General features: G+C 36.2%; 10 protein-coding genes. 2 read left to right on the forward strand and 8 right to left on the reverse strand.

All coding sequences use genetic code 11. The annotated features are described in order from the left end of the window. Positions 1 to 45: 45 nt before the first annotated feature. The 8 genes from uxaC (OZX76_RS09495) to OZX76_RS09530 form a co-directional block, all read right to left on the reverse strand. The gene (uxaC, locus tag OZX76_RS09495; RefSeq protein ID WP_277179767.1) at positions 46 to 1458 is read right to left on the reverse strand and encodes a glucuronate isomerase; all 1413 of its coding nucleotides are present in this window, start codon (positions 1456 to 1458) and stop codon (positions 46 to 48) included. A 275-nt stretch (positions 1459 to 1733) separates the two neighbouring features. Further along, positions 1734 to 2969, reverse strand: coding sequence for a condensation domain-containing protein (locus tag OZX76_RS09500; protein ID WP_277179769.1), 1236 nt, complete (start codon positions 2967 to 2969; stop codon positions 1734 to 1736). Positions 2970 to 2990: 21 nt separating this feature from the next. Next, positions 2991 to 4391: a glycoside hydrolase family 28 protein gene (locus tag OZX76_RS09505; protein ID WP_277179771.1), complete on the reverse strand. Its 1401-nt coding sequence runs from the start codon at positions 4389 to 4391 to the stop codon at positions 2991 to 2993. 24 nt (positions 4392 to 4415) lie between these two features. Next, positions 4416 to 5453, reverse strand: a complete 1038-nt coding sequence (locus OZX76_RS09510; protein WP_277179773.1) for a LacI family DNA-binding transcriptional regulator — start codon at positions 5451 to 5453, stop codon at positions 4416 to 4418. 183 nt (positions 5454 to 5636) lie between these two features. Then, positions 5637 to 7049: a glucuronate isomerase gene (gene uxaC / locus OZX76_RS09515; RefSeq protein ID WP_277179775.1), complete on the reverse strand. Its 1413-nt coding sequence runs from the start codon at positions 7047 to 7049 to the stop codon at positions 5637 to 5639. A gap of 35 nt (positions 7050 to 7084) precedes the next feature. Continuing rightward, a complete protein-coding gene (locus tag OZX76_RS09520; protein WP_277179777.1) occupies positions 7085 to 8680 on the reverse strand; it encodes a tagaturonate epimerase family protein in 1596 nt (531 codons plus the stop codon). A 44-nt stretch (positions 8681 to 8724) separates the two neighbouring features. Next, on the reverse strand, positions 8725 to 10173 hold the full coding sequence (locus OZX76_RS09525) for a glycoside-pentoside-hexuronide (GPH):cation symporter (RefSeq protein ID WP_277179779.1): 1449 nt from the start codon (positions 10171 to 10173) through the stop codon (positions 8725 to 8727). A gap of 377 nt (positions 10174 to 10550) precedes the next feature. Next, positions 10551 to 11219, reverse strand: coding sequence for a GntR family transcriptional regulator (locus tag OZX76_RS09530; RefSeq protein ID WP_277179780.1), 669 nt, complete (start codon positions 11217 to 11219; stop codon positions 10551 to 10553). Between the two features lie 192 nt (positions 11220 to 11411). Here OZX76_RS09530 and OZX76_RS09535 point away from each other — a divergent pair, with 192 nt between their 5' ends. Next, complete coding sequence (locus OZX76_RS09535; protein ID WP_277179782.1) at positions 11412 to 13049, forward strand: mannitol dehydrogenase family protein; 1638 nt, start codon at positions 11412 to 11414, stop codon at positions 13047 to 13049. 22 nt (positions 13050 to 13071) lie between these two features. Continuing rightward, positions 13072 to 14148 carry a mannonate dehydratase gene (gene uxuA, locus OZX76_RS09540; protein WP_277179784.1) on the forward strand — a complete coding sequence of 359 codons (1077 nt, stop codon included), beginning with the start codon at positions 13072 to 13074 and terminating at the stop codon, positions 14146 to 14148. Positions 14149 to 14158 lie beyond the last annotated feature (10 nt).

A 14158-nucleotide genomic window follows, 5' to 3' on the forward strand; every position in this document is an offset into this window, starting at 1 on the left:
CGCTTACATATTAAAACGCTTTTTCCTAGTAGTCAATACTATATTTCAAAATCCAAAATAATTTTTGGCATTGTTATATGAAATATCTTCAACAATTTGGCCCAAATAATCATAATCCTCAGGTAATTGACCACGTTCGACCCATTCGCCGATTAAATTGCACAGAACTCGTCTAAAGTATTCATGCCTTGGATAAGATAAAAAGCTACGTGAGTCCGTCAGCATCCCAACAAAATTAGCTAATAAACTTTGTTGTGCCATTGTTCTAAGCTGTCTTTCCATCCCTTCACGGGTATCGTTGAACCACCAAGCACAACCAAGCTGTAATTTTTGAGCACTGCCTTCATAAAAGTCTCCCATGCCAGTTGCTAACTGCATCCAGTCATTAGGATTAAGGGAATACAGGATGGTCTTGGGAATATTGTCCTCATTTTGCATATCAGATAGCAGCCGCATCATATTGTCTGCAATATCAGCTTGTGTTCCCATTGAGTCGAAGCCTGTATCAGCGCCAATTTTAGTAAACATTGGTTTATTGGCATTGCGTAATGCATTAATATGAAATTGCATTGTCCAGCCAAATTTATTATTTAAGCGCATTAAGGCTTCAACCAAGCCAGTTACGTAAGCATCTACTTCAAAAATTCTCAGTTCTTGTTTATCAATTGCCTTAGCGACAATTTTATCTAGTTCTTCAGGTGTAACCTTAACAAAATGGAAAGTATTCAAGCCATGATCGGATAGCTTGCCACAATGAGCTTGGAAAAATTCAAAACGCTTTTCCAAGGCTTTAACCAAACTCTTAAAGTCGGTAATCGAAACTTGAGCCGTATTACCTAATTCTTGTAAGTACTCTGCATACGTTGGCGCTGTTATAGCAAAAGCTTTATCAGGCCGCATTGCTGGTAGAACTTTAAAACCGTTCTCCTGCTCCTCTTTTTGCAATAATTCGTGATAATGCAAATCAGAAGCAGGATCATCCGTCGTACAAACGACTTTGACATTTGAATTCTTAATCAGATTACGGGGTTTAAAGTTTTCTGTGGCCAGCATTTTATTGGCTTTATCCCAAATCTTCTTAACGTTCTTTTCGTTAAAAGTATCATCAATACCGAAAAATCTTTTTAGTTCAAGATGGGTCCATTCAAATAGCGGATTACCAATTGCTTTTTCAATTGTCTTAGCCCAAGCAACCATTTTTTCATAGTCGTCGCCGTCGCCAGTGATTAATTCTTCGGGAACACCATTAGCTCGCATTAGTCGCCATTTATAATGATCACCAAAGAGCCCATCATTAATCCATATCCGGGTTAAATTAGGATAATTTTTATTCTCATAAATCTCTTTGGGATCTAAATGGCAATGAAAATCAATGATTGGCATCTTAGCTGCGTGCTCATGGAACAATCTTTTGGCAGGTTCATTAGTTAGTAAGAAGTCTTTGTTTAATAATGTCATTTTTACTGCCTTTCTAATTTTAATTCTAATATATTAGTATACATGAAATCGATTACATATTATTATTAAAATAAATTTTTGTCAACAAAAATTTTATGCTAATATACTCTACTCAATAATAAAAAATTAGATTTTGGCACATCAAAAAAGAAGAAATAGCCTATCAATTCAACAAATTAATACTATTTCAAAAATAATAAAATTCGTTTTTTGACTATTTCTTCTTTTATTTTTTACCGAATAATTTTTATCAAGTAAATTTTATATTTTTCCATTTAATGATTAATAATTGCATTAAGTGAAAAATTATTTATCATGTCGCGCATATTAGCTGCAATTGCCATCCCGCAATTGTATTCTGCTCGTGTGCCACTCATGTTAAATGCCAAATTTAGACATCCCCCATATGTTGCCACCGCTATTTGATACATTGGTGCAGTTCTAAAACCGCCAGTTAATATTACTCGCTTTATTTTGGCAGCGCCAAAAGCTAACTTACCCTCATCAACAATGCCAAAATTAGTATACGCAATATCGCGAACATGGTAGTTATCCTGCACAACTTGTTGGAGTTTAGTTAACGGTTCTGTATGATATTGCAGCAGCAAATCCTTAATAGAATCAAAACATTGAAAATTATTTTTCAATGTTAGCATTTCATCATGAACTCGAAGCACTAGATCGCTAAAGTTCTCACTTAGCAGCGTCGTAATTGTGATATTGTATCTTGAAGTTAAGTTTGCAACCTGAACGCCGTTAATCTTAGGGCCAAATTTACGCATATCTGTTGGACAGGCCAGCGAAATATCTGGCACGCCAGCAAAACGTTGAATAGTACGACCAAAAGCCGTCATTACAACATCATTAATAGTTACTCCTTTTAGATGAGCTGCCTCAATTAACTGAGTAGTTTCTGTTTTAGTTAGACTAAGACTGCCAACATAGCGGGCTTTCTGACCGTTGCTAGCAATAGCCGGCAATAAAAGTGGATTAACAGGATGGTCAGTTTGTTTTGCCGGGACTTTTTGATAATTACTTATTAATTTCTCCAGCCAAGCAATTTTTTGGTAATTATGAACGTTGCTTAATGCTCGTGGTCCCTCCGAATATGCTTTTGCCAGCAAATACAGTAATTGCTTACTGCCAGCGCCATCTGTCAAAATATGACTTAAGTAAATAACCAACTTAGTTTGCTTGTGATAATCACACCAATAAATCTTAATTTGCGGTTCACACATTAAGTTCCAATTTTTGATATCTTCATCAGGATAAGCAACATTGTACTTAATTACTTGTTCAGCGCTGTCTGCTATTTGAACAAAACTATTTGTAGCAAGGTCATAGCAACACAGTAATTCGGGAACTACTTGTATTGCAGCAGCTAAAGCAGCAGTAAATCGCTGGCGATTTAGTTGTGAAGTAAAATCAAGTTCGCATCTAATAATGGGATACATTGTATCTAAGCCAACAGTATGAAGAATATTTAATGGTTCACCTAAATATTTACGCATTAATAAACATCTTCTTCCAGATTAATTCTTCCAATTCAAATCTTTATTATTCACATTATGAACAAACTTTTCAGTGGTTATCCCCTTAATTGACACGTTATTCAGATGAACATTAGTCGTATTTTCAAACCAAAAGCCAGAATCTGCATATTTTTGTGCATGATCAATCATTTCTGGTTCTTGAGCAAGTGCATTAGGAGCCATCGTTACAGAATAGTTTGAAAGTGTTACCCCATCAACTGGAGATTCTGGTATGCCATAAATAAATCCAGCAACAGAAGAAACATCGGTTGCAGTAATATTAGTCAGACTAATGTTACTAATTACTGGGGTGCCCGAAGTAATCGGCTGCTTGGTATTAGATAAATAATTATTCGCAGTTGCACCACTTTTACCATAAAACTCATTAATTGCTAATGGTGTAATGACACCCTGCATAATAATATTAGAAACAGTAACATTACTAATTTGACCGCCGCGACCGCGTCTTGTTTTCATTCTGATGCCACGATCTGTATGATCAAAAATATTATTACTAATAATGACGTTATGAATGCCGCCACTCATTTCACTACCAAAAACAACGCCTCCATGCCCGTGTTGCATTAAATTATTGCTGATAATAATGTTGTGACTGGAGCTTTTAGGATTGGTCGTTTCAATTCCTGACTTAATTGCAATACAGTCATCCCCATCACTGATTGTATTATTTAAAATTTTGACATTATTCGAAGACTCAGGATCAATTCCATCAGTATTAGGTGAGGTTAAAGGATTATCAATCGTGATCCCTTGGATCAACACGTTCTCACTTTCTAATGGGTGAATCGTCCATGCAGGAGAATTAATTAGTTTAATACCCTGAATTTTAATTTGTGAACTATGGTCAAAAGCTAATAAAAATGGTCTGGTATATTTAAAAGGCGTTGTTGGCGCATTTTTTAATGGTCCCTGCTTAGCCTTTTTGTACATTTTCCACCAAGCTTGACCATTACCATCCAAAGTACCACTACCAGTAATAGCTGCATTATGAACATTATTGCCGTAGATATCTGGATGCCGCATTTTAATAGCTGCACCCTCATATCTGGTATTAACTGCTGGAAAGGCAGAAAACTTATCTGAAAAGACAAGCTTAGCCCCTTGATCTAGGTGTAAATTGACATTACTTTTTAAATTTAAATATTTTAAGCGATATGTGCCGGGAGCAATAGTTACTTTTCCGCCACCAACTTTTGCAATGTGATTAATAGTTGACTGAATTTGTTGCGTCATATCTTTTTTACTTACATGCTTTTGTTTAATTACAACAGTCTCTTTAACCGTTTTAGCTTCTGCACGCAAAGTAAAACCTGCACCACTAAGTATTATTCCCATCGCAATCAGCCCATTAACAAAAATTCTTTTGAAGTTATCCTTCACTTTTACCTCCCATCTTTATAAAAACTAACTATCTCGCTTGATATTTAAAACCGAATTGCGGACAATAATTTCCGGATTAATTATTTTTTGCTCAATTGCTTCTTGCTGGTCACCAGCCATAATTTTCATCAATTGTGAAATACCAAGTAGAACAATGATAGACGTGGGTTTGCGAACAGTAGTCAATGCTGGAACTAAATATTTAGAATAGCTCATGTCATCAAAGCCGATAAAAGAGATATCCTCTGGTATTTTATAGCCTAACTCAATGCATGCATTAATTGCGCCAACTGCCATATCGTCGTTTTCACAAATAACACAAGTTGGGATATTGCTACTCGATAAAATCTGCCGCATTAAAACGTTGCCACTCTTTGGTCGATAATCGCCTTGCTTGATTAATGTAGGATCAAGTTTAATATTATTAGCACGAATTGCAGACATAAATCCTTTAGTTCTCAGTTTGGCTGACTCAAAGGTACTAAGTCCTTTGATTAACGCAAATTTACGATGGCCCATTCTAATAGCATATTCAGTCGCAATTTTGCCGCCAAGTTCATCACCAATCGCATAATTATTAATATCCTTGCGTTTAATTACCCTATTCAAAATAACTAGCGGAATACCAATTTTGTGCAAATATTCAATAAATTGATCATCAGAAGCAGATTGACTTAATAAGATAATGCCGTCAAAGTTGCTAACCGAGACACTGTGGTCTGCCATTGCATTATCAATGCTATTAATTGACAAAGAATAGCCCGTTGGCAATATCTTCTGCGTTTGTTCAATTACATCTGTCAAAAAGCTAGCAGATGTTCCCGTATTTAAATCTGTAAAGAAAATTCCAATCATATATGAGCGATTGGTTACCAAACTTTTAGCATTAATATTAGGAACATAACCTATTTCTTGAGCAATTTTAACTATTTTTTCCCGTGTCTGTGGCTTAACTAATGAACTGCCGTTTAAAGCTCGGGAAACTGTTGTATGTGAAACATTGGCCAATTTAGCAATCGTTCTAATTGTCACAACACTGCCACCTTTATTAATATCTTTCATCACTGCCACTTCCCTTTACATAATGTGTTAGTTTTAGTAAAAATTATTATGGCTGTAACAAAAGAAATGGTCAAGCCTAGAAAAGGCACCTAGAATTATTTATATTTCTAAGTGCCTTTTTTGCCGTTTGATTTTTTACGAAATTGAAATTAGTTTTTTAAAGATTATTTATGTATTTATTTTTTAGAAATTAAAGTAATTTTTAGCATTATTATATGAAATGTCTTGTACTATCTTACCTAATTTCTTAGTATCATCTGGTACTCGTCCTTGTTCTGCCAACTTACCGTAAAAGTTGCACAATACTCGTCTAAAGTACTCATGTCTTGGATAAGAAAGAAAACTACGTGAATCTGTCAGCATCCCAACAAAGTTAGGTAACAAACTTTCTTGAGCGAAAATCCGCAACTGGTTTTCAATGCCTTCAGCGGTATCATTAAACCACCAACCAGCACCTAATTGCAGTTTTTGAACCATTCCCCCCTGGAAACAACCCATCATAGTTGCTAGTTCCATCCAATCATTATTGTTTAACGAATAGAAAATTGTTCTTGGAACTTGATTCTCACTTTGCATTGTCGTGTACAGTTTAGTAATGTGGGTGACAATGTCTGGTTGAGTACCAACTGCATCATATCCAGTATCCGGACCTAACTGGTCAAACATTGGCCGATTTAGATCACGATTAGAATTTATGTGGAATTGCATTGTCCAATCAAATTCATTGTTCAAAGCCATTAACTTTTCTAGCAACATTGTCAGATATTGATCAATTTCTGTTTGACTAAGAGGCTTGTTTTCAATACCCTTTTTGACAATTTGATCTAATTCATCCTTAGTAGCTTCTTTAAAGTGATAAGTTAATAAAGAATGATCTGATAGACGACCGCCCATTTCACTAAAGAATTCAAATCTTTGATGAAGTGCCTTAACAATATCATCAAAACTATTAATCGTCACACCAGAAATTTTGCCTAATTCTTCCAGATATTCGCCATAACCGTCACGATCAATTTGAATTAATTTGTCTGGACGCATTGCTGGCAAGGTCTTAAACCCGTTTTGCTGTTCTTCTTTTTTAAGCAGCTTGTGATACTTTAAATCCGAAGCAGGATCATCAGTCGTACATACAACTTTTACATTCGAGTTCTTAATTAAGTTGCGTGGCTTAAAATCTTCAGTTTGCAGTAATTCATTAGCTTTTTGCCAAATTCTTGGAGCTGATTCTTGGGTAAATTCTTCATCAATATGGAAAAAGCGCCGTAATTCTAGGTGTGTCCACTCATAAAGTGGATTACCATAAGACTTTTCAATGGTTTTTGCCCATTCCACAAACTTTTTATATTCATCACCATCACCGGTGATGTATTTTTCATCTACACCATTTGCCCGCATCAAACGCCATTTATAGTGGTCACCATAATGTCCTTCGTTGAGCCAAATTCTAGTAATGTTTGTGTAATTCTTGTTCTCGTAAATTTCTTCTGGATTCAGGTGGCAGTGAAAATCGATAATTGGCATCTTAGCTGCATAGTCATGAAACAGCGTCTTTGCTGTATCATTTTCCAGCAAAAAATCTTGATTTAATAAACTCATACTAGATTAAAACCTCCTTAGGTTAATCTTGTTAACTAAATTTCTTTAGAAATATCAGTCTTAGGTTCATTCTTATCTAAGGCTTCTTGCTTAGTCTTAACAACACCTTGAAGCAAGTCTAAGTGTTCAGCAATATGGATATTCAAGTACTTGTCGTATAAAGCTTGGTTCTTAAGCAGAATGTTCCAGAACTTATCACGGTATACATAGTGATAGTTGTGCTTCAAGTTCATAATCGGACCAAACATCGTATGTAAAATTTGTCGTGAATCATTGTCATCTAATAATGTATTCACATTAGCTGGTGTAATTGTTTCAGGTTTAGGAGCATTACCATCAGTTTGAGCATCAAAGACGTAGTAATCCTTAACGTCATCAAGATTTTCGTAAGCAAACTTGTACAACTCAACCATAAATTCTGGATCTTTATGAGCAATTACTCGTAATGCCTCAAGCCAGTTAGTACCAGCAGTCTTGACATGCCAACCATTCTTCTTAGAAATCCGGCCAATAATTTCATAAACTGATAATTTATCAGAACCTGAGTGAATACTTAATCTGTAGCCAAAATGTTCAGCGATTGCTTCATGAACAATGTAGTCTTTTTCAAATTCCTTAGGATCACCAATGTAATCAATCGCCTTTTGGAATTCACCAACAAATCTTGGCGCTACTGAAGTTGGCGTAATGCCACGACGCTTCAATTCATTAGCAAAGAAGTAGTGGTTAGGATTAGTTGTCCGATATGGCGTTTCGTCCATTGAAATTTCAAGATCCAAGTTATAAGGGACAATGTATTTTTGGTAAACATTAATTGAAAAGAGAAGTGCATCATAGTAAGTCAATACAGATTCTTCAACGTCATGCTTAGTAAACTTAACTGAATAGCCATTACCAATATCAAAAGTTTTGTTCAAATAAGTATCGTTAAAGTATTTGATTTGTTCTGGATCAAGAGCATTAAATTGTTTATCTAGTTCTTCATCACTCAAGTTAACAGCATCATTATTAACTACTTCTGTTAAATCAAGCGTAATGATTGAACAACCAATCTTAACAGCATAATCAACTTCATAAGGTGTCTTAACGTGGTCACCATCAGCACCCCAGCCATAGGTAAAACCTTCTTCAAAGACTGACCATGAAGCATCTTGGAATACATCTGTATTAGTCCGGTTCATCAAAACTAATTCTCGAATTGATTGTTGAGCCAACACTGGCATTACACCGCGGCCCTTGAACAATCTAATATGAGCATTTGATGCATTGCCTAATCGATCACCTAAACCAAAGGAGTACTTGTAATTACGCCGTGAGGTTGGACGAATCCAGTGGAAACGTTTAGCTAAAGCATTATTGTTATGTTCGTTTAATTCAGCAACTAATAAAGTCGAGTCAACATCTGTCAAAGATTCAACTGCTTCAAAATTTGTAGCAGTCAGACGGTTTTCATAAACTACTAACTTCTTTTGCATAATGCCATCAGTACCCATTTGATGAAGGATAAAGTATACATTGCGCCGATCTACTTGAATTGAGGGCTTATAAATGTGCTCATTAGTCAAACTATCATAGTTGCCATCGGCAGCTAAAATCTCTTTAACGTTACATAATAATTCATTTAAATCCATAATATTTCTCCTATCTACAAAATTACATTTTTAAATAATTAATCTTAGTTATCGCCAATTCGGCCACCTTCCCAGAGGCCATGGTCTAAATCATCAACAATCTTAGCAAAGCGATCATCATCTAATTTATATAAAAAGCCAATGATGATTGCAGCTAAAATCAAGCAAACACCTGGATACAATGTCATTGCTGCTTTAATTCCTCTAAGAGCGCCTGGAGTCTGATGAGCATTGGCAACGTAACCAGTCATTGCCAATACACCTGCAGAAACTAACGCTGCTAAAGACTGCGCAATTTTTCTTGAAAAGTTGAATGCAGCATAGGTGATACCCTCTTTACGAGTACCTGAACGCCATTCGCCATAATCAATTGCATTGGAAACCATTGCCCACGTAATCCCATTCGGAATTGCTAAAGCAGTATAGCCAATCGTTACTAAAACAATAAAGGTAACAACATTATTAGGCAAAACAAAGTTTAAAATATTGGCTATTGCACCAATAACAAAACTCCACATTGCAGTTTTCTTTTGGCCAAAATGTTTGGTAAGAGTCGGAATCATAAATACCCCAATAATTGAACAGCCCATCATAATTGCGTTAATGACTGGCTGCAAGCCAATGTTACCTAGATTATATTCCGCATAAAACACCATCATTTGGTTATTGGTATTCATTGCAGAAATGGTAAACAAAGTCATTAAAATGATTGCTCCCAATGGGCCATTTTTAAAAATAACCTTGAAGTAATCTTTAAAGCCTTCTTTTTGTGCAGATTCGTTTCTGTTAACGTGAACATTTTCCTTCGTGCCAAAATAGCAAATTGCAAACATCACAACACCTAGTACGGCAAAAATTGATGCAGCTAAGAAATAGCCTCGACGTTGGTTACTACCACCAAGCATTACAGTTAACGGGATAAATGCTACACCAGCAATAAATTGGGCTCCTACTGAACCAATTTGTCTTGTCGTTGCCATAAAGCTACGGTCTTGCGTATTTCTGGACATTACTGAAGCTAGTGAACCGTAAGGATCATTAGTGAACGAATAAGTTAAACCCCAGATCATGTAAGCAGCATATGCATAAATAATTTTTTGATTTGTTGATAAACCATTCGGCATTGTAAAGGTAACAATCGTCAAAATTCCTAGAATTATCGCTGAAATCATCATAAACGGTCGAAATTTACCGCGTTTACCAATGTTTTTTCGATTATCAACTACTGAACCTGCTATCGGATCCATAAAAGCATCAAAAATTTTAGTAAACGCAAAGATTCCAGCGACAACTCCTGCACCAATACCAACACCATCAATCCAAAACTTAGTTAAATAAGATTGACCTAGGTCGAACATAAAGCCATTACCAAAATCACCAAAGCCATAGGCAATTTTTTGGTGAAGTGGTATGTGCTTAGATGAATCATTTACCAGCGTAGCATCACAGTCTTTTGCCTTTTTATCAATAATATTCGCATCTACGCTCTCCATTACACACCTCCATATTAAAAATATTTGAATAAATTTATTAGTTACTTAGTCCAAAAAATGCACACGTTAACATTTTTTGTAAAAATATAACTTCGATAACTGCTTCTCTCATTTTTAATGATTAGTGCTTAACGAAATCTGTAATTGAGAGAATTTAGTATTCAAGCATTAGTTGAGCTAATTGTATCTGTAATTCGATAAATCAATAAATTCATTTCTTCAAATATAAGTTTTCTTAATATATTAGTATATCTGAAATCGATTACATAATATTCTTAAAAGATATTTTTGTCAACAAAAAATTTAAAATAAAAAAATAGTTTTCGATCTTAAATCGAAAACTACTATACTAGTGAGTTCAAATGAGTTCAAAAATATTATTCAAAATAATCAGCATAATCGTGGCGTAAAGTTGGCTCCTCATCAAGCATTCGGTGCAAGTGACTTGAAAGCAGCTTAACTGCTACTGCCGGCTGCTTTTCTTTGACAGCTTCTAAAATTTGCTCATGTTCCTTAACTAACGAGTCCCACGACAAACTTTTACTGCGCAGCCTAAGTACACGGAACCGATTTAGCTGCATATTAACCATTTGCAACCATAACCAGACTTGCTCACGACCTGATGCTTGATAAAAATAATGGTGGAAATTTTCATCCTGTTCAAAAAAGCGCATATCATTATGAGTTGTCTTAACTTCAAGCTTCTGGCGCTCAATAATTTGGCGCAAAATCATAAAATCATAATCAGATAACTTTTCAACCGCTTCTTCAATAACCTTCGTTTCAACACTTTCACGCATAAAACGGGCATCCTTTGCCTTTTGCAAATTAATCTTCGAAACATATGTCCCCGATTGCGGCACAGCAACTATCAGCCCAACTTCACGCAATTGAAGAATTGCTTCCCTAATTGGCGTTCTCCCAATCTGTAGTTCTTCACATAAATCTTTTTCAGAAATTTTTTGACCGGGTAAATATTGTAAACTAATAATCCGCTTTAGAATTGTATTGTAAACTTGCTCTTTCATGGTTGAAATCATTGCCATTGTCAGTGACCTCTCTTATTTTATTATCTTCTTTATTACATCATACTCCTATTTACTTGCAAAAAATTCTAAATAAATAAAAATCTCTCAATACATATTGACATTTCCAAATAATGCGTTTACATTAGTAATATATTAGTATATTGAAATCGCAATTAATACTATCTTGTTTATACCTAAGGGGGTATTACAGTGCTTAAGTTAAGTGACAATTATTTAGAAAAAAGCGCTGACTTTGCAGCTCAAGGAATTACTGTTCCTCAATATGATCAAGCTAAAATCACAGCCGAAACTAAAGAAAATCCTGTTTGGGTGCATTTCGGAGGCGGTAATCTTTTCCGTTGTTTCCATGCTAAAATCGCTCAAGACTTATTAAATCAAAACGAACTTTCAAGCGGAGTAGTAGTCGCTGAAACTTACGATGATGAAGTTATTGACAAGATTTACCACGGCTACCAAAACAGAATGTTAAGTGTCGTCATGAACAGTGACGGTTCATTAGAAAAGGAATTATTAGCTAGTGTTGGTGAGTCACTCTACTTCAACCATACAAATCCTAGTGGTTGGAATAGATTAACCGAAATCTTCACTAAACCATCATTGCAATTTGCTACTTTTTCAATTACCGAAAAAGGTTACGCTTTAACTGACGTCAACGGCAATCTAATTGATGCAGCACAAGCTGATATTGAAAATGGTCCTGATAAACCACAAACAAATATGGGGGCAATTGCTCATTTGTTATACGCACGTTACCAGGCTGGTAAATTGCCAATCGCAATGGTCAGCACCGATAACTTTTCACAAAATGGTCTCAAACTGGAAACGGAAGTTCTTAGAATTGCCGAAGGTTGGACTAACAACGGTCTTGTCGACAAAGGCTTTATTGACTATCTGAAGGATCCAAAGCAAGTTTCATTCCCATGGACAATGATTGACCGGATTACACCTAACCCAGCTCAAAGTGTGGCTGATGAACTCAAAGCAAGTGGCTTCGCAGATACTGAGATTGTTCATACAACTAAGCACACCAATATTGCTCCGTTTGGTAACACCGAAAAAATTCATTATCTAGTAATTGAAGACAGCTTTCCTAACGGTCGCCCAGCATTAGAAAAGGCTGGCGTTATGTTAGCAAGTCGCGACACTGTTAATGATGCCGACCAAATGAAAGTTACAGCTTGTTTGAATCCTTTGCATACAGCTCTTGCCATCTATGGTAACTTGCTCGGATACACTTCAATTGCAGCTGAACTTGCCGATGAAGACTTGCTTGGTTTAATCAAAAACCTAGGCTACGGCGAAGACTTACCAGTTGTTAAAGATCCAAAGATTATCAACCCGAAGAAGTTTATTGACGAGCTGATTAACCTTCGGTTACCAAGCAAGAATATTCCTGACACGCCACAAAGAATTGCCAGTGACACTTCACAAAAGATCCCGGTACGTTACGGTGTAACCTTGCAACATTACATCGATGACCCGAAGCTTGACCCAACCAAGCTTGAATTTATCCCGTTAGTTCTTGCTGGTTGGTGCCGCTACTTAATGGGTATCGATGACAATGGCGCAGAATTTACGCAAAGTCGTGATCCATTATTAGCTGACCTAAAGCCTTATGTTGCTAACATTAAACTCGGTGATACCAATACAGATATTCACAAGGCATTAAAACCAATTTTAACTAACGATAGTATTTTTGGTAACGATCTTTACCAAGTAGGAATTGCTGACAAAGTAGAAAACTACTTCAAACAATTAATTGCTGGTAAAGGAGCTGTTCGCTCTACTTTACATGAAACTATTAAAGCGAAGAGCTATCAATTTTAATTAAAAAGGAAGATTTATATTTATGAAAAACATGGGATTTCGGTGGTACGGTGATAACAACGACTCCATCACATTATCAGATATTCGGCAAATTCCGGGTGTATCGCAAGTAGTTGGTACCCTGTTTGATATTCCAGCTGGAGAAGTTTGGCCAAAAGATCAAATTAAGCACCTAAAGGATGAAGTCGAAGCTGCTGGTTTAAAGCTCGAAGTTATCGAGTCAGTTAATGTTCACGATGATATTAAAATCGGCTTGCCAAGTAGAGACAAATATATCGAAAACTACATTCAAACAATTCGCAATTTAGCAGAATACGGTGTTAAGGTTATTTGTTATAATTTCATGCCTGTTTTTGACTGGGTTAGAACTGACTTGCATTACCCATTAGCTGATGGCTCAACTGCTATGGCCTTTGAACAAAAGTACTTGACCGATGACCCACAAAGTATTGCCGATGCAATGCAAAAGAACTCTAACGGTTACGTTCAAGCTGGTTGGGAACCAGAAAGAATGGCTGAAATCAAGCGGTTAATGGCAGCATATAAGGATGTAGATACTGAAAAATTAACTGCTAACCTAAAATACTTCCTTGATGCAATTATTCCAGTCTGTGAAGAATGTGATGTCCGCATGGCAATGCACCCAGATGACCCACCACGTGAATTATTCGGTTTGCCACGGATTTACAAGAACCGTGATGATATGCTTAAGATTGAACAACTGCACGAATCACCATACAATGGCTTCACCATTTGCTGTGGTAGTTTAGGTGAAAATCCAGAAAACGATGTTCCAGCAATTATTCGCGAATTTGCAGCTAGGGACCGTGTCTTCTTTATCCATGGCCGTAACATCAAATTCTTAAATAAAGACGGTGACTTCCACGAATCAGCTGCACTTTCATCCGAAGGTTCACTTGATATGTATGAAATCATCAAAGCTTTGCACGACAATAATTATCAAGGCTACATTCGTCCAGATCACGGACGCGATATTTGGAATGAAAATGGTCGTCCTGGATATGGCCTCTACGACCGTGCTTTAAGTATTACCTACTTGAATGGGCTATGGGAAGCTATTGATAAGGACCGTAAATAATTAATCAACG

It is taken from the genome of Lactobacillus sp. ESL0677, from assembly GCF_029392875.1.
In the GTDB taxonomy this organism is placed as follows: domain Bacteria; phylum Bacillota; class Bacilli; order Lactobacillales; family Lactobacillaceae; genus Lactobacillus.